The 24,660-nt window shown below is 61.8% G+C and carries 26 protein-coding genes; 12 read left to right on the top strand and 14 right to left on the bottom strand.

The features are described from left to right. Positions 1 to 8: 8 nt before the first annotated feature. From accD to ACPF9B_RS11620, 5 genes are all read left to right on the top strand, one after another. Positions 9 to 929: an acetyl-CoA carboxylase, carboxyltransferase subunit beta gene (accD, locus tag ACPF9B_RS11640; RefSeq protein WP_007206711.1), complete on the top strand. Its 921-nt coding sequence runs from the start codon at positions 9 to 11 to the stop codon at positions 927 to 929. A gap of 29 nt (positions 930 to 958) precedes the next feature. Then, positions 959 to 2,200: a bifunctional folylpolyglutamate synthase/dihydrofolate synthase gene (locus ACPF9B_RS11635; protein ID WP_424180419.1), complete on the top strand. Its 1,242-nt coding sequence runs from the start codon at positions 959 to 961 to the stop codon at positions 2,198 to 2,200. Then, the gene (locus ACPF9B_RS11630) at positions 2,197 to 2,703 is read left to right on the top strand and encodes a hypothetical protein (RefSeq protein ID WP_424177549.1); all 507 of its coding nucleotides are present in this window, start codon (positions 2,197 to 2,199) and stop codon (positions 2,701 to 2,703) included. The genes ACPF9B_RS11635 and ACPF9B_RS11630 overlap by 4 nt, the downstream gene beginning before the upstream one ends. Positions 2,704 to 2,943: 240 nt before the next feature. Continuing rightward, positions 2,944 to 4,641 carry a tetratricopeptide repeat protein gene (locus tag ACPF9B_RS11625; RefSeq protein ID WP_424177547.1) on the top strand — a complete coding sequence of 566 codons (1,698 nt, stop codon included), beginning with the start codon at positions 2,944 to 2,946 and terminating at the stop codon, positions 4,639 to 4,641. After that, a complete protein-coding gene (locus ACPF9B_RS11620; protein ID WP_424177545.1) occupies positions 4,628 to 5,494 on the top strand; it encodes a 4-(cytidine 5'-diphospho)-2-C-methyl-D-erythritol kinase in 867 nt (288 codons plus the stop codon). The genes ACPF9B_RS11625 and ACPF9B_RS11620 overlap by 14 nt, the downstream gene beginning before the upstream one ends. On the opposite strand, the gene rsmD is transcribed toward ACPF9B_RS11620, so the two are convergent. Both rsmD and ACPF9B_RS11610 read right to left on the bottom strand, forming a co-directional pair. Then, entirely contained in the window at positions 5,482 to 6,045 is a 564-nt protein-coding gene (gene rsmD / locus ACPF9B_RS11615) for a 16S rRNA (guanine(966)-N(2))-methyltransferase RsmD (protein WP_007206716.1), read from the bottom strand. The two genes, ACPF9B_RS11620 and rsmD, sit on opposite strands and share 13 nt — an antisense overlap. Continuing rightward, entirely contained in the window at positions 6,042 to 7,256 is a 1,215-nt protein-coding gene (locus ACPF9B_RS11610; RefSeq protein ID WP_424177542.1) for an NAD(P)/FAD-dependent oxidoreductase, read from the bottom strand. Before ACPF9B_RS11610 ends, rsmD begins: the two co-directional genes overlap by 4 nt. An 88-nt stretch (positions 7,257 to 7,344) precedes the next feature. On the opposite strand from ACPF9B_RS11610, the gene ACPF9B_RS11605 reads away from it, so the two are divergent. Beyond that, entirely contained in the window at positions 7,345 to 7,836 is a 492-nt protein-coding gene (locus ACPF9B_RS11605; protein ID WP_040482994.1) for a peroxiredoxin, read from the top strand. 30 nt (positions 7,837 to 7,866) lie between these two features. Here ACPF9B_RS11605 and ACPF9B_RS11600 read toward each other — a convergent pair whose 3' ends face one another. Genes ACPF9B_RS11600 through ACPF9B_RS11570 form a run of 7 tightly spaced genes read right to left on the bottom strand, consistent with a single transcriptional unit; the run spans position 7,867 to position 14,519 of the window. After that, positions 7,867 to 8,733 (bottom strand): mechanosensitive ion channel family protein, encoded by an 867-nt coding sequence (locus tag ACPF9B_RS11600; protein ID WP_424177540.1) that lies wholly within the window; start codon positions 8,731 to 8,733, stop codon positions 7,867 to 7,869. Further along, the gene (locus ACPF9B_RS11595; protein WP_007206720.1) at positions 8,714 to 9,013 is read right to left on the bottom strand and encodes a 4a-hydroxytetrahydrobiopterin dehydratase; all 300 of its coding nucleotides are present in this window, start codon (positions 9,011 to 9,013) and stop codon (positions 8,714 to 8,716) included. Before ACPF9B_RS11595 ends, ACPF9B_RS11600 begins: the two co-directional genes overlap by 20 nt. Then, complete coding sequence (locus ACPF9B_RS11590) at positions 9,010 to 10,194, bottom strand: GNAT family N-acetyltransferase (RefSeq protein WP_424177538.1); 1,185 nt, start codon at positions 10,192 to 10,194, stop codon at positions 9,010 to 9,012. Before ACPF9B_RS11590 ends, ACPF9B_RS11595 begins: the two co-directional genes overlap by 4 nt. A gap of 30 nt (positions 10,195 to 10,224) precedes the next feature. Continuing rightward, complete coding sequence (locus ACPF9B_RS11585; RefSeq protein WP_424177536.1) at positions 10,225 to 10,977, bottom strand: glycerophosphodiester phosphodiesterase family protein; 753 nt, start codon at positions 10,975 to 10,977, stop codon at positions 10,225 to 10,227. Then, entirely contained in the window at positions 10,974 to 11,435 is a 462-nt protein-coding gene (locus ACPF9B_RS11580) for a RidA family protein (RefSeq protein ID WP_424177534.1), read from the bottom strand. Before ACPF9B_RS11580 ends, ACPF9B_RS11585 begins: the two co-directional genes overlap by 4 nt. 55 nt (positions 11,436 to 11,490) lie before the next feature. Beyond that, a complete protein-coding gene (locus ACPF9B_RS11575) occupies positions 11,491 to 12,783 on the bottom strand; it encodes an HlyD family type I secretion periplasmic adaptor subunit (RefSeq protein ID WP_424177532.1) in 1,293 nt (430 codons plus the stop codon). Beyond that, on the bottom strand, positions 12,780 to 14,519 hold the full coding sequence (locus ACPF9B_RS11570) for a type I secretion system permease/ATPase (protein ID WP_424180417.1): 1,740 nt from the start codon (positions 14,517 to 14,519) through the stop codon (positions 12,780 to 12,782). Before ACPF9B_RS11570 ends, ACPF9B_RS11575 begins: the two co-directional genes overlap by 4 nt. A 166-nt stretch (positions 14,520 to 14,685) precedes the next feature. Here ACPF9B_RS11570 and ACPF9B_RS11565 point away from each other — a divergent pair, with 166 nt between their 5' ends. Continuing rightward, positions 14,686 to 15,051 carry a hypothetical protein gene (locus tag ACPF9B_RS11565; protein WP_424177530.1) on the top strand — a complete coding sequence of 122 codons (366 nt, stop codon included), beginning with the start codon at positions 14,686 to 14,688 and terminating at the stop codon, positions 15,049 to 15,051. Between the two features lie 9 nt (positions 15,052 to 15,060). On the opposite strand, the gene ACPF9B_RS11560 is transcribed toward ACPF9B_RS11565, so the two are convergent. Together ACPF9B_RS11560 and ACPF9B_RS11555 are read right to left on the bottom strand one after the other, a co-directional pair. Continuing rightward, a protein-coding gene (locus ACPF9B_RS11560) for an IS5 family transposase (RefSeq protein WP_424177528.1) occupies positions 15,061 to 15,818 on the bottom strand; the annotation gives its coding sequence in 2 pieces (ribosomal slippage) (positions 15,061 to 15,494 and positions 15,494 to 15,818; 759 coding nt in all). An 87-nt stretch (positions 15,819 to 15,905) separates the two neighbouring features. Then, complete coding sequence (locus tag ACPF9B_RS11555; RefSeq protein ID WP_424177526.1) at positions 15,906 to 18,065, bottom strand: transglycosylase domain-containing protein; 2,160 nt, start codon at positions 18,063 to 18,065, stop codon at positions 15,906 to 15,908. Positions 18,066 to 18,335: 270 nt separating this feature from the next. Here ACPF9B_RS11555 and ACPF9B_RS11550 point away from each other — a divergent pair, with 270 nt between their 5' ends. The 5 genes from ACPF9B_RS11550 (at position 18,336) to ACPF9B_RS11530 (ending at position 23,152) form a co-directional block, all read left to right on the top strand. Further along, complete coding sequence (locus ACPF9B_RS11550; RefSeq protein ID WP_007206728.1) at positions 18,336 to 18,674, top strand: P-II family nitrogen regulator; 339 nt, start codon at positions 18,336 to 18,338, stop codon at positions 18,672 to 18,674. Between the two features lie 25 nt (positions 18,675 to 18,699). Further along, positions 18,700 to 20,043, top strand: coding sequence for an ammonium transporter (locus ACPF9B_RS11545; protein ID WP_040482995.1), 1,344 nt, complete (start codon positions 18,700 to 18,702; stop codon positions 20,041 to 20,043). 226 nt (positions 20,044 to 20,269) lie between these two features. Then, positions 20,270 to 21,271, top strand: a complete 1,002-nt coding sequence (gene dgcN / locus ACPF9B_RS11540) for an N-acetyltransferase DgcN (RefSeq protein WP_424177523.1) — start codon at positions 20,270 to 20,272, stop codon at positions 21,269 to 21,271. Positions 21,272 to 21,329: 58 nt separating this feature from the next. Next, positions 21,330 to 22,289 carry an N-acetyl-D-Glu racemase DgcA gene (gene dgcA, locus ACPF9B_RS11535; RefSeq protein WP_424180415.1) on the top strand — a complete coding sequence of 320 codons (960 nt, stop codon included), beginning with the start codon at positions 21,330 to 21,332 and terminating at the stop codon, positions 22,287 to 22,289. After that, positions 22,286 to 23,152 carry a D-amino-acid transaminase gene (locus ACPF9B_RS11530; RefSeq protein WP_424177521.1) on the top strand — a complete coding sequence of 289 codons (867 nt, stop codon included), beginning with the start codon at positions 22,286 to 22,288 and terminating at the stop codon, positions 23,150 to 23,152. Before dgcA ends, ACPF9B_RS11530 begins: the two co-directional genes overlap by 4 nt. Here the strand turns inward: ACPF9B_RS11530 and ACPF9B_RS11525 are convergent. From ACPF9B_RS11525 to dapD, 3 genes are read right to left on the bottom strand one after another with little or no spacing between them, the layout of a single operon-like run. After that, entirely contained in the window at positions 23,149 to 23,481 is a 333-nt protein-coding gene (locus ACPF9B_RS11525; protein ID WP_007206733.1) for a hypothetical protein, read from the bottom strand. The two genes, ACPF9B_RS11530 and ACPF9B_RS11525, sit on opposite strands and share 4 nt — an antisense overlap. After that, complete coding sequence (locus ACPF9B_RS11520; protein WP_040482996.1) at positions 23,478 to 23,759, bottom strand: hypothetical protein; 282 nt, start codon at positions 23,757 to 23,759, stop codon at positions 23,478 to 23,480. The genes ACPF9B_RS11525 and ACPF9B_RS11520 overlap by 4 nt, the downstream gene beginning before the upstream one ends. A gap of 1 nt (position 23,760) precedes the next feature. Beyond that, positions 23,761 to 24,588 carry a 2,3,4,5-tetrahydropyridine-2,6-dicarboxylate N-succinyltransferase gene (gene dapD, locus ACPF9B_RS11515; RefSeq protein WP_424177519.1) on the bottom strand — a complete coding sequence of 276 codons (828 nt, stop codon included), beginning with the start codon at positions 24,586 to 24,588 and terminating at the stop codon, positions 23,761 to 23,763. Between the last annotated feature and the right edge of the window lie 72 nt (positions 24,589 to 24,660).

The raw sequence follows: 24,660 nt of genomic DNA, 5'->3' as shown, positions 1-24,660 counted from the left end.
GCCCGCCCATGAACTGGATCACCAATTACGTTCGTCCAACGATCAATTCGTTGTTTTCGCGCCGCGAAGTGCCCGAGAATCTATGGACCAAATGTCCCGAATGCGGGACCATGCTGTTCCACCGCGAACTTGCCGACAACCTGAATGTCTGCACAAATTGCGATCACCACATGGCGATCGTCGCGCGCGACCGGTTGCGGGCCTTGTTCGACGGCGGCGTCTTTGTCGAGGTGGCTGTGCCTGAACCTGTCGCCGACCCGCTGCATTTCCGCGACCAGAAGAAATACACCGACCGCATCAAGGAAGCCCGCAAGAAAACCGGCGAAAAAGACGCGATGCTGGTTGCCGAGGGTGACATGGGCCGCACCGGCGTTGTCGTCGCCGTGCAGGACTTTTCCTTCATGGGGGGGTCAATGTCGATGTATGTCGGCAATGCTATCGTTGCTGCCGCCGAACGCGCGATTGCGCTCAAGCGCCCTCTGATCCTGTTTTCCGCCGCCGGTGGCGCGCGGATGCAAGAAGGCATCCTTGGCCTGATGCAGATGCCACGCACCACCATCGCGGTGCAGATGCTCAAAGAGGCGGGGCTGCCCTATATCGTCGTGCTGACCCATCCGACCACGGGGGGTGTCACCGCGTCCTATGCGATGCTGGGTGATATCCAGATCGCCGAACCCAATGCGCTGATCGGCTTTGCCGGTGCGCGAGTGATCGAGCAGACCATCGGGGAAAAACTGCCCGAAGGGTTCCAGCGCGCCGAATATCTGCTGGATCACGGGATGCTGGACCGGGTGACGAAACGCACCGATCTGAAAGATGAACTGGTCACCATCGTGCGCCTGCTGACCAGACAGGCCCCGGCGATCAAGGGCGATCTGCCAGCCCCTGACATCACCCCCACGCCCGCAATGGTGGACGCGGACAAGTGACACCAGGCTCTGACGCAATCCTGCAAAGGATGATGGCTTTGCACCCCAAGGTCATTGACCTGACGCTGGATCGCGTCTGGCGGCTGTTGTCTGCCGTGGGCGATCCGCAAGACCGTTTGCCCCCCGTCATCCATGTCGCGGGCACCAATGGTAAAGGGTCCACGCAGGCGATGATCCGTGCGGGGCTGGAACAGGGCGGCAGCGTTGTGCATGCCTATACGTCACCGCATCTGGCACGGTTTCACGAACGCATCAGGCTCGCGGGTGATCTGATCACAGAACCCGCGCTGAGCGATGTGCTGGACCGCTGCTATCAGGCCAATGGCACTGACCCGATCACCTATTTCGAGATCACGACTGTCGCCGCCCTGCTGGTCTTTGCCGAAACGCGGGCTGATTACACGCTGCTCGAGGTCGGGCTTGGCGGGCGGCTCGATGCCACGAATGTGGTGGCACGCCCGGCGCTGACGATCATCACGCCGGTCGATCTGGATCACCAGCAATATCTGGGCAATACGCTGGCCGCCATCGCAGGTGAAAAGGCGGGGATCATCAAACGCGGTGTGCCATGTGTTGTCGGCCCGCAGCACCCCGAAAGCATGGATGTGATCGAGGCCGTCGCCGCGCGCAACGGCGCGCCGTTGCTGGCTTATGGCCAACATTGGCATGTCAGCACCGAGCGCGACCGGCTGATCTATCAGGATGACCGCGGCCTGCTGGACCTGCCGCTGCCCAACCTGCCCGGCCCGCATCAGGTGATGAACGCAGGTGCCGCCATCGCAGCACTTCGCCATCTGGGCAAAGATGAGGCGGCTTGCGAGGCGGCAGTCACCCGCGCCTATTGGCCCGCGCGGATGGAAAAACTGACCAAAGGCGCGTTGGTCGATCTGGCTGCCCCTGCGGAATTGTGGCTGGACGGCGGGCATAATCCCGCCGCTGGCGTCGCACTGGCCGCGACGCTGCGCGCGCAATCGCCGCGCCCCACGCATCTAATCTGCGGGATGCTGAACACCAAGGATATCGCAGGCTATCTGCGCCCTTTGGCCGGTATCGCCCAAAGCCTGACCGCCGTGTCCATCCCCGGCGAGGCAGCGACGATCCCCGCCGAAGATACCGCCCGCTTTGCCGCGGATGTGGGCCTGCCCGCCAGCACCGCCGCCAGCGTGCAGGACGCGATCAGCGCGATCAGGGCGGCGCATCCGCAGGCGCGCATCCTGATCTGCGGATCGCTGTATCTGGCGGGCCATGTGATGCGGGAAAACGGGGCATGATCGCCAGACTGGCCGCCGCCGCCGCATTGATCGGCACGCAGGCCCAAGCGGTTGATTTCTATTTCTGCTGGGAAGGTGCCAACGGCTATACCATGACCGGCCAGATGACGGTGAACCCAGTCGCCCTGTCACAGCCGCTGCTGACCGAGGCTGACGTCACCCAATTTCGCATCGCGGGCTATCTTGATGGTCTGCTGATTGGCAAATGGGACATGCAGACGCGCGACGCGGACGCAACATGGCAGCTGCATTTCGATCCGCTGCGCGGTGCCTTTCTGACGCCGGATGAACTTGGGCTGGGGGTCAGTCAGGCGTGGAACGCCAATGGCGATGCCGATGATTGCGGCGATCCGGGTTTCGGGTTCAACCTTGGCAATTATGCGCAGGATTTCTGCCTCAACGGCGTCTGGCTTGAACAAAGCGGGATGCCACCCGAAACGCCGTTTCTGGTCAGCCCGACCCCCGTCAGCCCGATCTGCGAAATCTACGCGCCGACCAGTTAAGCGAATCAGTCACTTGACGGCGAATCACTTCATCGCTTAGGATTCGCTTAACGCAAAGCGCCGCAAAAACGGGCGCTGCCGGGCAGTGGGGCGGGACGAGACGGCAGGCTTTCGGGCCTGCCTCTTTGTTTGCGGGCCTATCTGTGGTTGATCCGCGACTTATTGCTGCCCGACAGGCCCGCACATTTGCAAGACATGCGATGAAAGGCTAGCGTCAAGGCATAAACCCGAAAGGTAGGCGTGACTGTGCGAAGACAAACCCTGTTTGCTGGCGTGATCGCCGGTCTGTGCGCGCAGGCGGTGCCGGCACTGGCGCAGGCCGAGCTTGGGGCCTATCTGGCCGGCCGGCAGGCAGCAGTGGCAAATGATTTTGCCCGCGGCGCGCAATATTTCGGCACCGCACTTCAGGCTGATCCAAGCAATCCGGTGCTGTTGGAAAGCACGCTGACATCTTTCGTGGCGCTGGGCGATTTCGACAAGGCCGAGGTGATGGCACGCGACATGGTGCGCCGTCGCCTGCCCAGCCAGATTGCCGATCTTGTCATCAATGTCGCCGATGCCAAGACGGGCAATTGGTATGGCATCTTCGAGGCGCTGGAAAGCGGACGGTCCGTTGGCCCGCTTGTCGATGGGTTGACGCAGGGCTGGGCGCATATGGGCAGTGGCAATATCCGCCGTGCGCTGGCCCAGTTCGATCAGGTCATCGAAACCGACAGCATGGTGATGTACGGGATCACCCACAAGGCTTATGCCCTTGCATCGGTTGGTGATTTCGACGGGGCCGAGGCGTTGTTTTCGGCCCGCTCCGATATGCAATACAGCCGCAAAAGCGCCATTGCCCATATCGAGATCCTCAGCCAGCTTGGCCGCAACCCGCAGGCGCTGGCCTTGCTTGACGATAACTTCGGCAGGCAGCCCGATGCAGCGGTCGCCGCGCTGCGCGCCGCATTGGTATCGGGCCAAGCCGTGCCTTTTGCCGCCGTGCCGACCCCGCAGGCCGGGCTGGCAGAGGTTTATATCACCGTGGCGGGGTTGATACAGACCGATACGCCCGACACCTTTACCCTGCTGTTCGCGCGCGCCGCGACAGCGCTTGCACCCGAAGACACGCCAGCGGTGCTGATGACCGCTGGCTTGCTGGAAGATCTGGGGCAATATGATCTGGCCAATGCCGCTTATACCGGGGTCGCGCGCGACGATCCGGCGTTTGCATCGGCAGAGCTGGGGCGCGCCGATGTGCTGCGCGCCGCCGGCAAGCGCGACGCCGCGCTGGAGGTCCTTGAAGCCTTGGCGCGCGCATATCCCGACATGCCGCGCGTCTTTGCCGCCAAAGGCAACCTGCTGCGCGAGGCTGGCCGTCCTGAAGATGCCAAAGCAGCCTATACCGGCGCGCTGTCGCTATATGACGACAGCGCCCCCGCCAAATGGGTGGTTTTTTATGCGCGCGGCATTGCCAACCACCAGCTGGATCTCTGGCCCGAGGCCGAAGCGGATTTTCGTGCTGCCCTCGCCTTGCAGCCCGGCAATCCACAGGTTCTCAATTATCTGGGCTATTCACTGGTCGAACGCGGCGAAAAACTTGACGAGGCGCTGGCGATGATCGAACGCGCCGTCGCGGCCATGCCCGACAATGGCGCGATCGTCGATTCACTGGGCTGGGTGTTGTTCCGGCTTGGTCAATATGACGATGCGGTCGAAATCCTTGAACGCGCGACGACGCTGGAGGCTGTCGACCCGGTCATCAATGACCATCTGGGCGATGCGTATTGGGCCGTTGGGCGCAGCATCGAAGCGCGGTTTCAATGGCAGCGCGCCTTGTCGTTCAACCCCACCGAGGCCGATGCGCAACGCATCCGCGACAAGCTGGATCGTGGGCTTGACCTCGTGTTGATCGACGAAGGCAAAGATCCGATCAGGCTGGCCCGTGGCAACGATTAAGGCCACAGCCCCAGCCAAGGTCAACCTGACCCTGCATGTCACCGGCCGCCGCGATGACGGCTATCACTTGCTGGATTCCCTGGTGGTGTTTGCCGATGTCTGCGACCAGTTGAGCGCGACGAGTTCCGCCGACCTGCGGATCAGCGTCAGCGGGCCGTTTTCGCCCGGTGTGCCGACTGATGACAGCAACCTGATGATGCGGGCGGCCATGGCGCTGAAACGGGTGCGCGGGGTCGAAATGGGTGCTGCGCTGACGCTAGAAAAGCGTCTGCCGCATGCGGCAGGCATTGGCAGCGGGTCGTCGGATGCGGCACTGACCCTTGCGATGCTGGCGGAACTCTGGGGCGTGCCGCCTTTGCCCGCCAATGGGCCAGAGGTGGTCGCCTTGGGGGCCGATGTCCCTGTTTGCCTGCAAGCCCCTGCACCCACGCGGATGACAGGGATCGGCGAAACCCTGTTGGATGTGCCGCGCCTGCCCGATTGCGCGCTGGTTTTGGTCCGCCCGCCCGTCGATGTCGCGACCGCGGCCGTGTTTCAGGCGCTGACCAGCCGTGATGGCAGCGGCATGGATGATCTGCCCCATGGTCTTGATTATGACGGTTTCGCGCAATGGCTGTCGGCACAGCGCAATGACCTGCAAGCCCCCGCCGAAAGCATCGCGCCCGAAATTGCCCAAGCTATCGCCGCATTGCGCGCGCTGCCAGCCGTCAGTTTCGCGGGTATGTCGGGGTCGGGGGCGACATGTTACGGGCTGGTCAAGGATATGGCCACCGCCACTCAGGTCGCGCGCCGGATGCAGGTGGCGCATATGAACTGGTGGGTCGCCCCTGCTGCGGTGCTTCAGCCCGCCTGATCGCGGCGCATCAGCGTCACGAAAGTATCGCCGTAGCGGCGCTGATCTGCCACGGTTAACCCTTGTGGCGCGACTTGTCCGCGCGCTTCTTCCCAGACGATTAAGGCACCAGGCGCGATCCAGCCCTGGCGCAGCGCTGCATCAAGCGCGGTATGACCCAGTGCCATACCGTAAGGCGGGTCAAGAAACACCAGATCGCAAGGCTGGCCCGCTGGTATCGCCACCGCACTGGTCAGGATCAACCGCGTATCGCGTTCGCGCCGCAGCTTGGCGATATTGGCGCGGATCAGGGTCTGTGCCGCACCGCCGTTATCGACAAAGGTCGCATGGACCGCCCCGCGCGACAAAGCCTCCAGCCCCAAGGCACCTGTGCCTGCAAACAGGTCCAGCACCCGCGCCCCGCGCACAGCATCACCGAAACGGCCGCCTTGCAACACGTTGAACAGGCTTTCGCGCACGCGGTCGCTGGTCGGGCGCAGATGGGCGGCTTCGTCACCCGCGCCGACATCGGCCAGACGCGTGCCGCGATGGGTGCCTGCAATGATCCTCATACAGTCAGCAGCGCCTTCATGTCGGTGGCAGGGTCGATGATCAGCGCGGGATCAGGGCTGCGCCCGGCCTCGATCAGGCGCTTGCCGATCATGTAATTGCGCGGGTCGTTCATCGCATCGACAGCCAGCAGGTCCGCGCCGCGATAATACCAGTGCGACTGGCTGCCGGGGGTTTCACCCTTGCGCAGATGCACATGGGTATAGCCCGTATTCAGCCCCGCGATTTGCAATTTGCAATCATATTGATCCGACCAGAACCAGGGTTTGGGCAGGTAAGGCAGGTCGCGGCCCATGATGTTCAGCGCCACGGCCTCGGCCTGATCAATCGCGTTGCCAACGCTTTCGAGCCGGATACGATTGCCGTGAAACAGGCAGGACGCGCAATCACCCGCCGCCCAGATATGCGGATCGGACGTGCGGCCATGGCTGTCGGTGGTGATCCCGTTGTCCACATGCAGGCCCGCGCTATCGGCAAGCACCGTCGCAGGCGTGACCCCCGCGCCGACAATGGCGAAATCAATGCTCAGTTCGGTGCCATCGGTCAGCCGCGCGCCTGTCACGCGGGTATCGCCCAGCAGACGGTCCAGCCCCACAGATTCGCGGATCGTCACGCCATGGGCGCGGTGCAGGGCGCGAAAGTAATCCGATGTCTGCGGTGCCGCCACCCGTTGCAGGATACGATCCGCCATTTCCACCAGTGTCACGCGCAGCCCGCGTTTGGCCGCGACCGCCGCCGCCTCCAGCCCGATATAGCCGCCACCGACGATCAAAACCTGACGCCCTGCCACCAGTTCGGGGGCCAGCGCATCGGCATCGGCCAGATCGCGCATCGCGTAAACACCGTCCAGCGTGCCGCCAATCGCGGCGGGCAGGGTGCGTGGATGCGCGCCGGTGGCCAGCACAAGATGGTTATAGCGCAGCGTTTCATCGCCGGTCAGCGTGATGGTCTGTGCCGCTGGATCAATCGCCACGACCCGTGTGTCCAGCCGCAGGGCGATATCCTGATCGGCGTAAAACCCCGCTGGCCGCAGATACAGCCGTTCCTGCGCCATATCGCCCAGCAGATAGGCCTTGGACAAAGGCGGACGCTGATAGGGTGGTACCTTTTCCGCGCCGATCAGGGTGATCGTGCCTGCGAATCCTTCGGCGCGCAATTTTGCGACAACTGAGGCTCCGGCTTGTCCGGCACCGACGACGACAACATCCGTCATGAAACTGTTCCCTTGGTGACACCACTTGTTTTGCAGCACTCTATATGGGAAGCAATCGGTGATACAACGCGAACAGGGGGCGAAAGCCATGACAATCAAGACAGGCGATGCACTGCCAGATGCGACTTTTCTGGTGATGGGCGATAACGGGCCAGAATCCGTGGCATTGGCCGACAAGATCAAGGGCCGCAAGGTTGTGATCTTTGGCCTGCCCGGCGCCTATACCGGCACCTGCACCACGGCCCATGTGCCCAGCTTCATGGTCACCTATGATGCCTTCATGGCCAAAGGCGTGGATGAAATCATCTGCGTGTCGGTCAATGATCCTTTCGTGATGAAGGCCTGGGGCGAAAGCACCCGCGCGATCGAGACCGGCATTACCATGCTGGCCGATGCCGAAAGCGCCTTTACCACAGCAATCGGCATGGATTTCAGCGCGGCCCCCGTGGGATTTGTCAACCGGTCCAAGCGGTACGCGATGCTGGTCGAGGATGGCGTGGTCAAGATCCTCAACGAAGAAGCAGGCCCAGGCCAGTGCGAGATTTCGGCAGGCGAAACCCTGCTGGCGGAACTGGGCTAAGACAACGGGCGGTCCTTTGGGCCGCCCTTTTCATTCCGCCGTGTTCAGCACCTTGCGCGTGGGGAACGGGATTTCCACACCTGCCGCATCCAGCGCCTCTTTCACCTGCCGTTTCATATCGGCCTGATATTGAAAGAAATCGGCGCTGGAACACCAGACGCGCACCAGAAAATCGACCGAAAAATCACCAAGGTTGTTAACCTGAATGAATGGTTCCGGCTCGGTTCGTGACCGTGGGTCCGACAGGATCGTTGTACGAATCGTTTCCTCGGCCAGTTTCAGGTCCGCGCCATAGCCGACGCCGAACACCCATTCCGCGCGGCGGCTGTCATAGGCGGAATAATTGACGATCGTGTTGCCCCAGACCTGAGAGTTGGGAATGATGATCTGCACATTCGCCACTGACGCCAGTTCGATGAAATTCAGGTTGATTTCCTTCACCGTGCCCATCTGGCCGTTCACCTCGACGAAATCGCCCAGTTTCACGGGGCGGAAGAACACGATCATCACACCCGCCGCGATATTGGACAACGTCCCCTGCAAGGCCAGACCAATGGCCAGACCGGCAGCACCGATAACGGCGACAAAGGATGTCGTCTGCACCCCGAAGGTGTTCAGCACGAACAGGAAGGCAAAGCCGATAACGACATAGCGGATGATATTGCCCAGAAAGCTGAACAGCGTCGCGTCCAGATGCCGGTTCATCTGGCCAACCCGGATTAACCGCCCGCGGAGCCAACCACCGATGATGAACCCCGCAACAAGGATCAGGATCGCGGCCAGAACGCTGCCAAAGACAGAGATCACGAATTCCAGCGTCAAAAGATCGGCCAGCGTCCGCCCGTTGATAATCTCGGTCGTTAGCAAATCGTCCAAATCAGCCCCCGGCAAGCGCATCCATCTTGGCGCCCAGTTTGGTATCCAGCGCCGACAATCCGCCCGCGTCATGGGTCGTCAATGTCACCTCGACGGTTTTATAGACATTCGACCATTCGGGGTGGTGATTCCATTTTTCGGCCCAAAGGGCAACCTTTGTCATGAATCCAAAGGCTTCGATGAAGTTGCGGAACACGAATTGTTTATGGATCGCGTCGCGCCCTTCGACCATGTGCCAGCCATTGGCCAAAAGGGGTGCAAGATCGCTGTCGCGTTCGGCTTTTGTCAGTGCGTCGGTCATTGTTGTTCTTCCCTGTCGGTTTTGCGGAACGGACCGTAGCTGGTCAGCACCTCGATTTCCTGATCCACCGCGTCGCGTTCGGCCACCAGATAGCGGGCAATCGCATCGCGAAAGCCGGCATCCGCGAACCAGTGCAGCGAATGCACCGGCACTGGCAGATAGCCGCGCGCCAGCTTGTGTTCACCCTGCGCCCCGGCCTCGACCCGTGCCAAACCCTGCGCGATGGCAAAGTCGATGGCCTGATAATAGCACAGTTCGAAATGCAGGCAGGCGTGGTGTTCGGTACAGCCCCAGTACCGGCCATATAAAGTGTCGCGCCCGATAAAGTTCAGCGCGCCCGCGACAGGCACACCATCACGGATCGCGAGGACCATCAGCATGTCATCGCGCAGGGTCTGATGCGCGAAGTGAAAGAAATTGCGCGTCAGATACGGCGTGCCCCATTTGCGGTTGCCAGTGTCCTGATAAAATTGCCAGAACGCATCCCAATGCGCAGGCTGGATCTGGTCGCCGGTCAGCGCGACGATCTGCCCGCCGAACCCGTGCGCGGTCTCGCGTTCCTTGCGGATGTTCTTGCGCTTGCGGCTGGACAGGCTGCCCAGAAAATCGTCGAATCCGCCATAGCCGTCGTTGACCCAGTGAAACTGCTGCCCGATCCGCGGTTGCAGGCCCATTTCGGCACCTGCCAGCGCCTCTGCCTCGGTGCAGAAGGTGGCGTGCAGTGACGACAGGTTGTTGTCGGCGGCGATCTGGACAGCCCCTTGGATCAGGGCCGCCATGCCAACCGCTTCAAACCCCGGACGGGTCAGAAACCGCCGCCCCGTGGCAGGCGTGAACGGCACCGCGATCTGTAGTTTCGGGTAATATCGCCCGCCTGCGTTTTCATAGGCATGCGCCCAGTTGTGGTCAAAGATGTATTCGCCTTGACTATGCCCCTTTGCAAAAAGCGGGGCCGCGGCGATGATCTGCCCGTCTTGTTGCGCGGTCAGATACCGCGGCTGCCAGCCGGTACCAGCACCAACGGAATAGCTGTCCTCCAGCGCCTTGAGAAACCGATGCGTCGTGAACGGATCGATCGGGCGGCCATCCGCGGCCTCTGGGCAGGCGCAGGCATCCCAGTCGGCGGGGGTAATGCCTTTGATGCTGGCATGTGTGGTGATTTCGATTGCTGATCCGTCCATCTTCTTTAACTGGAGGGCGCGCGCCGCGCGTCAAGCAAGATAACCCTCGAACGTCACATTATCCGCAATTTTGCGTGCCTTTGCCGCGTCTGGCGCCGACCGGATGGTCCAGCACAGGACCGGCGCGCCCGTCGCCTTGATCTGCGCGACGCGGGGGCGGGCCAGATCAAGCGCCTCGTGGCTGATGAAACTGGCACCAACGCGGTCATAATCGGGGATGTCGCGCAGATGGTCGCGCACCGCAGGGGTCAGTTCGGGCCAGAACACCGGATCATAGGCCGATGTCACCAGACCGCGTGCAATGGCGGGGGCAATATTCTGGCAGGCGGCCATGCTGTGCGGGTTGAACGACATCAGCGCGACATCGCCCGTGTAATCCGCCAATGCCGCGCAGGTCGCTGTTTCCAGCGGTCCGACATCCGGCCCCATATTGCCGTCCTGATCCTTGATCTCGATCAGCAGCGGCACCCGATCCGCGACCAGCGCCAGAACATCCTCCAGCGCGGGGATCGTGCCGGTGTCATCTTTCAGCGCGATCTGTTCCAGTGCGGCACGGCTGCGCGCGCGCACAGGGCCGGTTTGCGCGGTCAGCCGGTCCAGCCTGTCGTCGTGAAACACCATCGCATGGCCATCGCTGGACAATTGCACGTCAATCTCGATCCCGTAACCGGCGGCAATTGCGGCCTTGATCGCGGCCATGGAATTTTCCACGCGCCCCGCCTTGCGGTCATGCAAGGCGCGGTGCGCGATAGGGCGGGCAAGCAAAGATGCAGGCAGCATCATGCGATCTCGAAAATGCCTTCGATTTCGACTGCGACGCCAAAGGGCAGGCTGGCGGCACTGACGGCAGAGCGTGCATGCCGACCCTTGTCGCCAAGAGCTGCAACCATGAAATCTGATGCGCCGTTGATCACCTTGGGCTGGTCGCCGAAATCGGCGGTCGAATTGACGAAACCCACCAGTTTGACCACCCGCACCAGCCGGTCGATGTCACCGCCACAGGCCGCCTTAAGCTGCGCCAGCAGGCTGACTGCACAGGCACGCGCGGCGGCTGCACCGGCGTCGATATCCATGTCTGCGCCCAGCTTGCCTTTGATCATTCCATCCGCATTGGCCGCGATCTGCCCCGACACATGCACCAGATTGCCGGTCTGCACGAAGGGGACATAATTCGCCGCGGGGGCCGGGGCGTCGGGCAGGGTCACGCCCAGTTCGGCCAGACGGGTTTCGATCACGCTCATGTCACACTCCTTGGCTGTTTGGCCGGACGCTAGCGGGCAATGCTGTGGCGTGCAATCATGTGTCGCGCAAAGCGCGGGTGAAATAATCCGCCAATGGCTTGATCAGGTAATCCATCGGGCTGCGGTCGTCGGTGCGCATAAACGCCTCGACCGGCATGCCGGGCATTAGGGTCAGATCAATAGGCAAGCGCTGCATTTCACCGGCGTTCACCTGCACTTGCGCGCGGTAATACGACTGGCCCGTCACTTCGTCCGCAAAGGCATCTGCCGACAATCGCGTCACGCGCCCCGCCAGTTCCGGCGTGCGCCGCTGGTCAAAGGCGGAAAACCGCAAGGTCACGTCCTGCCCGACAAAGACCTGATCGATATCCGTGCTCTGGACCTGTGTCGCGATGATCAGGGGCCGGTCCTGCGGGATCAGGAACAGCACCGGATCAGCGGGGCGGATCACAGAGCGGGGCGCAAAGACCTGCATGCCATAGACGATCCCCGAGACGGGCGCGCGGATGTCCAGCCGGTCAAGCTGGCGCAGCAGGGTCTGGCGGCGTTCGGCCAGTTCCAGCTGGTTGAATTGCAGATCGCGCAGGCGGGTGATCGCCTCTTCGCGGCGCGCCGATGCAAGGCCCAGCACCTGAATCTCGATCTCTGTCATGCGCTCGGCGGCTTGGGCGGCCTGCGCTGTCAATTCGCCGACACGGCCCAGAAGGCTTGCCTCTTCGCGTTGCAGCGCGAGCACGCGGCTGGCCTGCGACAGCCCGCGGTCGAGCAGGCTTTGCTGGTCGGCCAACTCGCGCGCGATCAGGCCCTGTTGCGTTTGCAGCGCGGTTTGTTGCGCGGTGATCCCCGTGATCTGGCTGGCGATCTGCGCGCGTTGCTGGGTCAGTTGATGGATGGATTGCAGGCTGGTTTCCAGCCGTGCGGCAAACAGGCGTTCTTGTCCCTGCATCAGCTCTGCCGCTGCGGGCGTGCCGGCGCCTAGCAGGATCGGATCGAACACCAAAGCTGTCGCGTCGTCGCGTTCCGCCTCCAGCCGCGCGCGGTGGGCAAGGATGTCGAGATACTGTCCTTCGACGATGGCCAGTTCCGATTGCAGATCGGACGGATCAAGCCGGATCAGCAGGTCACCAGTGGCGACAGTATCGCCTTCGACAACAAGGATATCTGCCACCACCCCGCCGAACGGGTGCTGCACGACCTGCCGGTTGCGGTCCACCTCGATCTGGCCGCTGGTGATCACCGCGCCGTTGATCTGCGCCAGCACCGCCCAGGTGCCAAAACCACCGACCAGCACAGCCAGCGTGGCGGCACCAATGATCAGATAGCGCCGCACGGGCCATGGTGCGGTCATGACGTCCCCCCCGACTGCGCGGCGGCGCGTTTGATCTGGGCATGGTTCTGGACCATGTCGGCCAGCACCTTATCCTTTGGCCCGAACGCGCCGCGCATCCCGTTGTCGATGACCAGCAAGAGGTCACATTCCTGTATCGCGGCAGGCCGATGCGCCATGATGAACACGATGCCCCCCGCCGCCTTGAACGCGCGGATCGCGGCGTTCAGCGCCAGTGATCCGTCATTGTCGAGGTTGGAATTAGGCTCGTCCAGCACCAGCACGACAGGGTCGCCATAAAGCGCGCGGGCCAGCCCGATCCGCTGGATCTGTCCGCCCGACAACCGGCCCATGGTGGCGCTGACGTTTGTGTCATAGCCATCGGGCAGTTTCAGGATCATGTCATGTGCCGCCGCCTTTTGCGCGGCCAGCACGACCGCCGCATCGTCGGGGGCCATTGCCATGCGGGCGATGTTGTCCTTGATCGTGCCGTCGCACAATTGCACGCGCTGCGGCAGATAGCCGATATGCTGGCCCAGCACGTCCGCATCGTATTGATCCAGTGCCGCTCCATCCAGCCTGATCTGCCCGCCTGCGGGTTGCCAGACACCGGTCAGCGCCCGCGCCAGCGTGGATTTGCCCGCGCCCGACGTGCCGATGACCCCCACGGCCTGTCCCGCGCGCACATCAAAGCTGACCATGCGCAAGGCCGCGACACCCTGACCTGGCGGAACGACCGTGATCTGTTCCGCGCTCAGCCGCGCCTTGGGTCTTGGTAGGTGGGTGCGGGGCGCATCGGGCGTTACTTGCCCCAGCAGCATCGCTAGATTGCCCCAGCCTTCGCACCCGCGCTGGAACACGGCCCATTGGGCCACGATCATCTCGATCGGGGCCAGCGCACGGCCTAGCAGGATCGACGCCGCAATCATCGCACCGGGGGACAGCTGGCCGTGCAGGACCAGATAGGCCCCCAGCCCCAGCATCGCCGATTGCACGAACAGCCGGAACGCCTTGGTCAGCGCAGCATAGCTGCCTGCCGCATCCGAGGCCCCGATACTCGCCCCCAGCGCTGTGTCGCGCGCCACCTGCCAACGGTCAAAGGCCGCGTTGCGCATGCCCAGCGCATGGATAACCTCGCTTTCCTGCCGGATCTGGCTGCCCATCTGATCCGCGGCAAAGCTGGCCGCATTGGCCTGCGCCAAAGGTGCGCTGGTGGTGATCTGGTTCAGCACGGCGACAAAGACCAGCACCAGCGCGCCGCAGATGGCCAGCAGCCCCATCAGCGGATGAAAGATGAAGATGCCAAAGAAAAACAACGGCGCCCAAGGCAGATCAAACACCGCCATCAGCGCGGGCGCGGTGATCAGCTGCTGCACGGCTTGCAGATCGCGCAGGCCGGTGGCGGCCTGCCGTGGCGCGCGTTGCAGGGTCGTGGCGCGCATAACGGCGGCAAACACGCGCCGGTCCAGCCGTGCCTGAAACCGCGCGCCGACCCGCGCCATCACGCGGCCACGGACGTAATCCAGCACCGCCATCATCGCGTAAAGAAACGCCACCAGCACGGTCAGCGCGATCAGCGTTTCCACCGACCGCGCGTTCAGCACGCGGTCATAGACGTTGAGCATGTAAAGCGGGCCGGTCAGCATCAGCAGGTTGACGAAAAAGCTAAAGACGCCAACGATCCAGTACAACGGCGCGCTTTCGCGTCTTGCCGCGCGCAGTTCGGCCCGTCCCTGTGCCGTTGCACCCTGTGTCATCTTGCCCATTTGTCCCGCTGATCCGGTCATGCCGGCCTCTGGCCCTGATCAAAGCACGGATGGGTTAACAAGCTTGCCAATTGAGGGGCGTGAAACGACATGACATCCACAGGCACAGCATCCAGAAGCTGTTGATTACGCGCAGGACTTGCCGCATGAATGGAATATGAACCGATTTTTGTGCCAATCCGCCGTGCTGATCGGCCTTGTGCCTGCCATGGCGGCGGCGGCACCTTATGATGGCATTTACCGCCAGACCGTCGATGCCGATTGCGCGCTGATCGGTGACGACGGCACCTCTGTGCGGATTGCGGATGGGGTGTTTTACGGGGTCGAAACGCAGTGCCAGATGACCCGTCCGGTGGATGTCAACGGTATGAACGCCACGCTTTACACGATGGAATGTGCCGCCGACGGCCAGAAATGGACCGAACGCGCGATGCTGATGCCCACCGCCGATGGTGAGGGGCTGTATATCCTGTGGGACGGCTATGTCTTTGTCTACGGCCTTTGCCCTGCGGTCGCGCCCTAGGGTCAGGACTCATAACCAGAATATGACGGTTGCGGCGAGAGCGATTGCCGATAGGAAGACCTTGGGGCAACGATCATAGCGGGTTGAGACGCGTCTCCAGTCTTTGAGCCTGCCAAACATGCGCTCGATGCGGTTCCGGCGTTTGTAGCGACGCTTGTCGTATCTGACGACCTTGTTGCGTGACTTTCGACCTGGGATGCAGGGACGAGTCCCTCTGTCTGCTAAGGCTTCCCGGAACCAATCTGCATCATAACCCCGATCCGCCAATAGCCATTCAGCATCCGGTAGACTGCTGAGCAAAGCCATGGCACCGGTATAATCGCTGACCTGACCAGCCGTGATGAAGAAACGGATTGGGCGGCCGCTGGTGTCAGTGACAGCATGCAATTTTGTGTTCATGCCGCCCTTTGTCTCACCGATTAGGCGTCCACGCCCCCCTTTTTAAGCCGCAGGCTTGAGGCCGTGCGGTGTGCTTTGAGGTAAGTCGCGTCGATCGAGATGGTCTTATTGTCGGGTGCCTCCGCTGCCAAGCCTGTCATTATCCGAGCGAATACACCTGCATCGCTCCAACGTTTCCAGCGATTATAAAGCGTCTTGGGTGGCCCATACGCAACGGGCGCATCACACCAGCGTAACCCATTGCGATTGATGAAGATAATGCCGCTCAAAACATGCCTGTCATCGACGCGCGGCTTACCTCGGCTCTTTGGGAAATACGACCGTAGCCGCACCATCTGATCTTCTGTCAGCCAGTAAAGATTGCTCATCGTACCCCCAAATCATTGGTGGTCGTGAATCATGACGACAAACCAGCATCAAGGCATTTAATGGGTCCTGACCCTAGCGGGCTGTTGTCAGTTTGCCTCGCCGCCGACCAGCAGGTCCAGCAGGTTGACGATGTCGTCGTCCACAACCTCACCACCCTGGCTTTCCAGAATACCCGCGGGGGCCGCCGTCTGTGGCATCGTCATCGGCAGTGGCGTGGGCATCCGCCCTTCCAGCACACGCACCATGGTTTCGCGCCAGATTTCGGCAGGCAGGCCGCCCCCCGTCACGCCGCTTAACGGGGTGTTGTTGTCATAGCCCATCCAGACGCCGGTGACGTAATCGCCGGTAAAGCCGATGAACCAGGCATCGCGCGCCGAATTGGTCGTGCCGGTCTTGGCCGCGATTTCCCAGCCGTCGATGCGTGCGCGCCGTCCCGTGCCTTCCTCGACAACGCGGGTCATCATCCATGTCAGCTGGCGCGCGGCCTGTTCGCTGATGATCCGGTTGCCGATGCCCACACCTTGCGAATCCATCAATACCGCAGGATCGCCCTGAATGCGCAGATCGAGCAGACCATAAGGCGTCACCTGCGACCCGCCGTTCAGGATGCCGGCATAGGCACCCGTGATGTTCAAGAGCGTGCTTTCCGACACACCCAGCGCCAGCGCAGGCCCTTCGGCCAGTTCGCCTTGCAGGCCAAAGCCGTTGGCGACGTTGCGCACATATTCGCGGCCTACATCCTCGGACAGGACGATGGCGGGCAGATTGCGGCTTTCGGCCAATGCTTGTGTCAGGGTCACCGGGCCCTTGAATTCGCGGTCATAGTTTTCGGGGCACCATTCACGCGATCCGCGGATCGACCAGCATTGCGGCGCGTCATTGACCATCGCATAGGGCGACACGCCCAGATCAAGTGCTGCCGCATAGATGAAGGGTTTGAACGCCGATCCGGTCTGGCGCAGCGCCTGTGTCGCACGGTTGAACGCGCCTGTGGCCCGCAGGTTGCGCCCGCCGACCATGGCGCGCACAGCCCCGTCTGCGGACATGACCACGATGGCGGCCTGCGCCTCTGACCCGTCAGCGACCAGGTTTTCGAACACCGACACCAGCGCCTCTTCGGCGGCGCGCTGGATGCGCTGGTCAAGCGTGGTGCGGATGATCACGTCTTCGGTGGTGTTGCGGGTAAAAAACTCCGGCCCGCTTTCCATCACCCAATCGGCAAAGAACCCGCCTGACCGCGCCTCGGCGGCACGCGACAGGGCGGCGGGGTTGGTGATCGCCTCTTGCGCTTGGGCGGCGGTCAGATAGCCCTGTCCCTCCATCAAGCGCACGACCACGGCGGCGCGTTCGCGCGAGCGTTCGATATTCGCGGTGGGGGCAAGGGTGGACGGTGCTTTGAGCAATCCCGCCAGCATCGCCGCCTGTGCGGGGTTCACCTCGGCTGCCGAAATCCCGAAATAGCGTTGGGCCGCAGCCTCGAACCCGCGACTGCCCGCACCCAGATAGGCCCGGTTCAGATAGAGCGTCAGGATTTCTTCTTTGGTATAGGCGATTTCCATGCCCATGGCGTAAAACGCCTCTCGGACCTTGCGGGCCAGCGTTGTGCGGCGGCAATCGGCCTCGTAATCGGCCTCTGATTCCCAAGCGCTGGACTCATAAGGCACGCCCAGACACAGCAGTTTGGCGGTTTGCTGGGTGATCGTGGACCCGCCGTTGCCGGACAAAGGGCCGCGCCCTTCGCTCAGGTTGATGCGGATGGCCGAGGCGATGCCGCGCGGCGACAGGCCGAAATGGGCATAGAACCGGCGGTCTTCGACCGCGATGACCGCATTATGCAGATGTAGTGACACGGTGCGCGCTGTCACCATGCCACCGAACTGGTCGCCGCGCCAGGCAAAGACCTCGCCGGTCAGGTCGGCCATCGTGACAGAGCCGCGCGCGCGCTGGTCGATCAGCGTTTGAACGGGCGGCATCTGTTGGGCGAAATAAATCGAAACACCCGTGATGATCAGCGCTGCGACAAGCCCGGCACGCCAGCTGATCGCCCAGATGATCCGCAGCAGGATGCGGAACGGCCAGAACAGCCACCCCAGCAATGTGGTCGGACGACCGCGACGCGCAGTTTTACGGGTGCGGGGCTTGCGCGCGGGCGCCGGTTTCTTGGCGGCAGGCTTTTTCGGGGTCGCCTTGCCCTGATAGCGTTTGTCGGCCACCAGCGGTGTCCGTCTTTTGCCGTTACTGCTCATGATCCGCCCGACTGCTTATGCGTGTGTTTTGACACATCTTAAACGGATCGAAAGGAATTGTAGAGACGCGATGAGTCGCGCTCTTCGCTTTTTGATCTGCCTATTAATCAGGCAAAGCGATTAAATTGTACAATAATTGTGCAAAGTCACCCGATCTTAACCTATCCCCGCACCGGCAAATCCTTGCCGATGCTGCACTGCCGCGTTCTTTGTTGCGTGCAAGCGGACGCCGGGCTGGGTGTTGCCGCAATCCATTGCGAGGGGAAGAACGTGAAACTCATTATTGCAACAATCAAGCCGTTCAAGCTCGAGGAGGTCCGCGAAGCGCTGACCACCGTCGGCGTGCGCGGCATGATGGTGTCAGAAATCAAGGGGTTCGGATCGCAGTCGGGCCATACGGAAATCTATCGCGGCGCGGAATATGCCGTGAATTTCGTGCCCAAGGTGAAGCTCGAGATTGTCGTGCCTGACAGCATGGCCGATCAGGTCGTATCCACCATCACCACCACCGCCAAGACCGACAAGATCGGCGACGGCAAGGTTTTCGTACTCGACGTGCAAAGCGCTGTGCGCGTGCGCACCGGCGAGACAAATGATGACGCGCTGTGATCGCGGCGTAACGAGGAACAAACCCATGAATATGAAAAAACTGATTACACTTGGGGCGGGGCTTGCGCTGCTTCCGGTCATCGGCTTCGCGCAGGAAGCTGCCGGGGCTGTCGAAGAGATGGCCGAAGTCGCGCCGACATTCGACGAAATCGGCCCCTATCTTATGACCACCCTGCTGTTCCTTGTGGGCGGCTTTCTGGTGTTCTGGATGGCGGCAGGATTCACCATGCTGGAGGCCGGTCTGGTCCGGTCCAAGAACGTGACAACGCAGCTGACCAAGAACATCGCGCTGTTTTCAATTGCTGGCATCATGTACTGGCTGGTCGGCTTTAACCTGATGTACCCGGGTGATTTCAACGGCTATGTCGGTGGTTTCTTCAATGTCACCGTGTTGGAACCTGTTGGTCTGGCTGCTGCCGATGCGTCGCTGGATTACGCATCTGTCGCGTCCGACTTTTTCTTTCAGCTGATGTTCGTTGCGGCCACTGCATCCATCGTGTCGGGTGCGCTGGCTGAGCGGATCAAGCTCTGGCCGTTCCTTGCCTTCGTCGTCGTGCTGACCGGCTTCATGTATCCGATTTCGGGGTCGTGGCAGTGGGGTGGCGGCTGGCTGTCCGAACTGGGCTTTTCCGACTTTGCCGGTTCGACCATCGTGCATTCGGTCGGTGGCTGGGCTGCTTTGGCTGGTGCCATTGTGCTGGGTCCGCGTCTGGGCAAATACAAGGATGGCCGCGTCAACCCGATGCCCGGTTCCAACCTTGCGCTGGCGACATTGGGGACGTTCATCCTGTGGATGGGCTGGTTCGGTTTCAACGGCGGGTCGCAGCTGGCGGCTGGCACCGTGGGTGACATCACCGATGTTGGCCGGATCTTTGCGAACACCAACATGGCAGCCTCTGCCGGTGCCGTGGCCGCGCTGTTCCTGACGCAGATCCTGTACAAGAAGATCGACCTGACCATGGTGCTGAACGGCGCGCTGGCCGGTCTGGTCGCGATCACCGCAGAACCGCTTTATCCGTCGCTGTTTGGCGCACTTTGGATTGGTGCTGTTGGTGGTGCGATCGTGGTCTTCGCCGTGCCGCTGCTGGACAAGCTGAAGATCGACGACGTTGTCGGTGCAATTCCTGTCCACCTGTTCGCCGGTATCTGGGGCACCATCGCCGTTGTCTTCTACAACGATGGCACCAGCCTGATGACGCAGCTGACGGGTATCGCAGCCTATGGTGTGTTCACCTTCTTTGTCTCCTTGATCGTGTGGTACATCTTCAAGATGACGATCGGCATCCGCGTCAGCCAGGAAGCAGAAATCACCGGTCTCGACCTGAGCGAGCTGGGCATGGAAGCCTATCCTGAGTTCTCGAAAAGCTGATCCACGCTTTCGTGATGACACAAAGCCCGGGCGTTCGCGTCCGGGCTTTTCTGTTCGCGGATTGATTGGCATTTTGGATTCTTTTCGCGGGAATTTCTGCGACATTTTTCGATAATGGCGCAAGAAGCTGCGAATAATATGTGAATTTGCAACGTATTTGCAAAGATCATTCCGTGTTTTCCGCGATATGCTGCACAAGACGTTAACCGATTGACCGGAGCTTGCGATGATCCAGACCCCTTACCTTTTGTTTCTTGGCGATGCGCCTGACCAGCTGGCCGCAAAGGTAGCGCAGGGGATCAAGGATTGGCGGCCGGATAATGCTGTCGGCCAGTACCGGATGCCGGGGTGCGGCGCGGATGTCGGCATCGCTGACATGACGCTGCAAGAGGCCAGGGCCGCCGGTGCAAAGACGCTGGTTATCGGTGTCGCCAATCGTGGTGGCGTGATCTCTGTCGCGTGGAAAGAGGTGCTGTTGCAGGCGCTGGCGCTGGGGTTCGATCTGGCGTCCGGCCTGCACAACCTGCTGCGTGACGAGGCCGATCTGGTGGCCGCCGCCAAGACGCATGGTCGGTCGTTGTTCGACGTGCGTGTGCCATCGGTCGCCTATCCGATTGCCAATGGCGTCAAACGCATCGGCAAGCGCTGTCTGGCCGTTGGCACGGATTGTTCGGTGGGCAAGATGTATACCGGCCTTGCCATGGATATCGAGATGCGCAAGCGCGGCATGAAATCGACCTTCCGCCCCACCGGCCAGACCGGCATTCTGATCACCGGTGGCGGCGTGCCGCTGGATGCAGTGGTTGCGGATTTCATGGCGGGTGCGGTCGAATACCTGACCCCCGACAACGACCCCGACCATTGGGATCATATCGAAGGGCAGGGCAGCCTGTTCCATGTGTCCTATTCCGGCGTGACCATGGCGTTGATCCATGGCGGCCAGCCCGACGCGCTGGTGCTGGCGCATGAACCGACGCGCAAGCATATGCGCGGATTGCCCGACTATGCCCTGCCGCGCCTTGAGGCGTTGCGCGACATGGTCCTGCCGATTGCCCGTATCGCCAACCCCGCCTGTCAGATCGTGGGTGTCTCGGTCAACACACAGCATATGTCCCAGGATGCGGCTTTGGCCTATCTGGCGGAGGTCGAAGGCCGGATGGATCTGCCGACAGTCGATACGTTCCGGCAGGGGGCGGCGCGGCTGGTTGATGCGCTGGAGGGGATCTGATGCCGGATTTCTGGCGAAATCCGACGCCTCCGGCGGGGATATTTGGGCTCGGAAGATGATGACGGTCGATATAAAACGCGATGTGTTTCGTTTGGCGCAGGTCTTTACCATCAGTCGCGGGTCGCGGACCGCGGCTGAGGTTTTGACCGTGACCTTGGCGCGGCAGGGGGTGGCGGGGCGCGGTGAATGTGTGCCTTATGCCCGTTACGGCGAGACATTGGATAATGTGACGGCGCAGATTGCCGGATTTACAGGGGGCTGGGCGGATTTGCCGGACGCCCTGCCCGCAGGGGCCGCACGCAATGCGCTGGATTGCGCGTTCTGGGATCACGCGGCCAAGCAGGCGGGCAAACGTGTCTGGGACCTGCTGGGTCTGCCTGCGCCGCGCCCTGCGATCACCGCCTACACCCTGTCGCTCGATACACCCGAGGCGATGCAGGCGCAGGCGGCGCAAAACGCGCATCGCCCGCTGTTGAAGATCAAGCTCGGCACGCCCGATGACATGGCCCGGCTGGAGGCGGTGCGCCGTGGCGCGCCCGCTGCCCGCATCATCGTCGATGCCAATGAAGGCTGGACGGCGGAGGTTTACGCCGATCTGGCGCCCCATCTGATCCGGCTTGGCGTGCAGATGGTCGAACAACCGCTGCCTGCGGGGGCCGATGACATGCTGGCCGAAATCGCGCGGCCCTTGCCGGTTTGCGCCGATGAAAGCTGCCATGATCGTGCCAGCCTGCCCGCCCTGCGCGGCAAGTACGACATGGTGAATATCAAGCTGGACAAGACCGGCGGGCTGACCGAGGCGCTGGCGCTGAAGGCGCAGGCGCAGGCCGAAGGATATGCGATCATGGTCGGCTGCATGGTCGGATCATCGCTGGCGATGGCCCCTGCGACGATTCTGGCGCAGGGCGTTGCATTCACGGACCTTGACGGGCCGCTGTTATTGGCCGAAGACCGTGCTGCACCTTTGCACTTTGACGACAACGGCGTGCATCCGCCCGCCGCCGACCTTTGGGGATGAATATGCGCACAGTCTATGTCAACGGCACCTATCTGCCCGAAAACGAAGCCACGATTTCGATCTTTGACCGCGGCTTTCTGATGGCCGATGGCGTCTATGAGGTCACATCGGTGCTGGATGGCAAGCTGATCGATTTCGCCGGTCACGCCAAACGGCTGGAACGGTCCTTGAACGAACTCGACATGCCGCACCCCGATTGCCTGCCTGATCTGCTGGAGATTCACCGCGAATTGGTGCGCCTGAACGGGATCGAGGAAGGCATGATCTATCTGCAAATCACCCGCGGTGCGCCCGGTGACCGTGATTTCGCATTTCCTGACCCGGCAACCTGTACGCCGACGGTTGTGCTGTTCACCCAGAACAAGCCGGGCCTTGCCAACAGTCCTGTCGCCAAGACCGGGATCAAGGTCATTTCCGTCGCCGACCAGCGCTGGGCGCGCCGCGACATCAAGACGGTGCAATTGCTGTATCCCTCGATGGGCAAGATGATGGCCAAGGCCGCAGGCGTTGATGACGCCTGGATGGTCGAGGACGGGATGGTGACCGAAGGCACATCCAACAATGCCTATATCGTCAAGGGCAACACGATCATCACCCGCCATCTGGGCAATGAGATCCTGCATGGTATCACCCGCGCCGCCGTACTGCGCTTTGCCCACGAGGCGCAGATGCAGGTCGAGGAACGCAGCTTTTCCATCCCCGAAGCGCAGGCCGCGGACGAGGCTTTCATCACATCGGCCAGCATGTTTGTCATGCCGGTGGTGGAAATCGACGGGGCTGCTGTTGGGACTGGTAAGCCCGGACCTGTCGCCGCGCGCTTGCGCGAGATTTATCTGGATGAAAGCCGGAAAGTCGCGGTTTAATCCGCCTTGTCGTAGAACGGCGTCATCTGGGCCACGATGACGCTGTTTTCATCCAGCGCGCGCTGCATCAATGCGCGTTCCTCATCGGGAATGTCATGCCCTTCGGCCAGCCGTTCATCCAGCGTGCCATAGCCTGATACGTCCAGCGGTGCGAGATCGGCCTGTTTCAGGATAGCAACCGTTTCGCGTACGGCCTCTGCCTCGTCCACGCCGGAGGCGTAGCACATCAGCGCGGCACCCGTCGCCCCGTCGGGCAACCCGTCACCGGCGTTGCGGCCCACCTCGACCAGCAGGGTAAACACCTTTTGGCGGCTTTCTTTTGCGGTCATTTGCTGTCTTCCTCGATCCAGCGGGATTTCACGGCCCAGAGCGTCGATATCACGACGACGATGTGAAAGGGCAGGTAGATGGTGATCAACAGGACGAATATCGTTCCGATCAGCGGCAAACCCGCAATATAGACCGCCGTCAGGATCGGCTGCCACAGCAGTGCCAGCAGCAGCACGATCATCGCGATATCGGCGGCGACCGGACCCCAGGCCATGATGAACGTCGGCTGTTGGCCCGCCGCCATCCGCCTGCGCGCAAGGGTCCGGCTGAGGATCATGTCAATCGCGCAGCAATTCGTTGATGCCGGTCTTGGACCGTGTCTTTTCATCGACGCGTTTGACGATCACGGCGCAGTAAAGGTTGATCCCGTTGGTAGATGGCATCGAGCCTGCAACGACGACCGAATAGGGCGGTACTTCGCCATACATGACCTCGCCAGTGGCGCGGTCCACGATTTTCGTCGATTGGCCGATAAACACGCCCATGCCCAGCACCGACCCTTCGCGGATGATGCAGCCTTCGACCACTTCGGACCGTGCGCCGATGAAACAATTATCCTCGATGATCGTTGGCCCGGCCTGCATCGGTTCCAGCACGCCGCCGATGCCGACGCCGCCCGATAGATGGACGTTCTTGCCGATCTGCGCGCAGGACCCGACGGTTGCCCAGCCATCAACCATGCTGCCTTCATCGACATAGGCACCAAGGTTTACAAAGGATGGCATCAGCACGACGCCCTTGCCGATGAACGCGGACCGGCGCACAATCGACCCCGGCACAGCGCGGAAACCGGCGGCGCGCCAGTCGGCCGCGGTCCAGCCGTCGAATTTCGATGGCACCTTGTCCCACCATGTGCTGCCGCCATTGCCGCCGGAGATCGGTTCCATATCGTTCAGGCGGAACGACAGTAGAACGGCTTTCTTGGCCCATTGGTTGACATGCCAGGACCCGTCGCCTTGCTTTTCCGCCACGCGCAACGTGCCGCTGTCGAGCGCGTTCAGCGTGGTTTCAATCGCGTCGCGGACCTCGCCTTTGGTGGCGGGGGTGATGGTGTCGCGCGCATCCCATGCGGCTTCGATGGCGGTTTCCAGGGCGGCGTTTGACATGGGTTTCTCCGGTTTTGCTGTGGCTCGCGGTTGCAAGGGGCTATAGACCGGAACAGCCCAAGGGCGCAATCA

It is taken from the genome of Yoonia sp. TsM2_T14_4, assembly GCF_049602355.1.
Lineage (GTDB): Bacteria > Pseudomonadota > Alphaproteobacteria > Rhodobacterales > Rhodobacteraceae > Yoonia > Yoonia vestfoldensis_A.
The sequence above is the reverse complement of the archived record's forward strand: the minus strand, read 5'-3'. Positions and strand labels throughout refer to the sequence as shown.

Coding starts and splice junctions, on each gene's coding strand:
- ACPF9B_RS11530 (WP_424177521.1), top strand. CDS start 22,286: ATGAATATGCGCACAGTCTATGTCAACGGCACCTATCTGCCCGAAAAC.
- dgcN (WP_424177523.1), top strand. CDS start 20,270: ATGATCCAGACCCCTTACCTTTTGTTTCTTGGCGATGCGCCTGACCAG.
- ACPF9B_RS11635 (WP_424180419.1), top strand. CDS start 959: ATGATGGCTTTGCACCCCAAGGTCATTGACCTGACGCTGGATCGCGTC.
- dapD (WP_424177519.1), bottom strand. CDS start 24,588: ATGTCAAACGCCGCCCTGGAAACCGCCATCGAAGCCGCATGGGATGCG.
- ACPF9B_RS11580 (WP_424177534.1), bottom strand. CDS start 11,435: ATGAGCGTGATCGAAACCCGTCTGGCCGAACTGGGCGTGACCCTGCCC.
- ACPF9B_RS11545 (WP_040482995.1), top strand. CDS start 18,700: ATGAATATGAAAAAACTGATTACACTTGGGGCGGGGCTTGCGCTGCTT.
- ACPF9B_RS11605 (WP_040482994.1), top strand. CDS start 7,345: ATGACAATCAAGACAGGCGATGCACTGCCAGATGCGACTTTTCTGGTG.
- ACPF9B_RS11630 (WP_424177549.1), top strand. CDS start 2,197: ATGATCGCCAGACTGGCCGCCGCCGCCGCATTGATCGGCACGCAGGCC.
- ACPF9B_RS11590 (WP_424177538.1), bottom strand. CDS start 10,194: ATGGACGGATCAGCAATCGAAATCACCACACATGCCAGCATCAAAGGC.
- ACPF9B_RS11525 (WP_007206733.1), bottom strand. CDS start 23,481: ATGACCGCAAAAGAAAGCCGCCAAAAGGTGTTTACCCTGCTGGTCGAG.
- ACPF9B_RS11570 (WP_424180417.1), bottom strand. CDS start 14,519: ATGACACAGGGTGCAACGGCACAGGGACGGGCCGAACTGCGCGCGGCA.
- ACPF9B_RS11600 (WP_424177540.1), bottom strand. CDS start 8,733: ATGCGCTTGCCGGGGGCTGATTTGGACGATTTGCTAACGACCGAGATT.
- ACPF9B_RS11595 (WP_007206720.1), bottom strand. CDS start 9,013: ATGACCGACGCACTGACAAAAGCCGAACGCGACAGCGATCTTGCACCC.
- ACPF9B_RS11585 (WP_424177536.1), bottom strand. CDS start 10,977: ATGATGCTGCCTGCATCTTTGCTTGCCCGCCCTATCGCGCACCGCGCC.
- rsmD (WP_007206716.1), bottom strand. CDS start 6,045: ATGAGGATCATTGCAGGCACCCATCGCGGCACGCGTCTGGCCGATGTC.
- ACPF9B_RS11520 (WP_040482996.1), bottom strand. CDS start 23,759: ATGATCCTCAGCCGGACCCTTGCGCGCAGGCGGATGGCGGCGGGCCAA.
- accD (WP_007206711.1), top strand. CDS start 9: ATGAACTGGATCACCAATTACGTTCGTCCAACGATCAATTCGTTGTTT.
- ACPF9B_RS11555 (WP_424177526.1), bottom strand. CDS start 18,065: ATGAGCAGTAACGGCAAAAGACGGACACCGCTGGTGGCCGACAAACGC.
- dgcA (WP_424180415.1), top strand. CDS start 21,330: ATGACGGTCGATATAAAACGCGATGTGTTTCGTTTGGCGCAGGTCTTT.
- ACPF9B_RS11575 (WP_424177532.1), bottom strand. CDS start 12,783: ATGACCGCACCATGGCCCGTGCGGCGCTATCTGATCATTGGTGCCGCC.
- ACPF9B_RS11565 (WP_424177530.1), top strand. CDS start 14,686: ATGAACCGATTTTTGTGCCAATCCGCCGTGCTGATCGGCCTTGTGCCT.
- ACPF9B_RS11610 (WP_424177542.1), bottom strand. CDS start 7,256: ATGACGGATGTTGTCGTCGTCGGTGCCGGACAAGCCGGAGCCTCAGTT.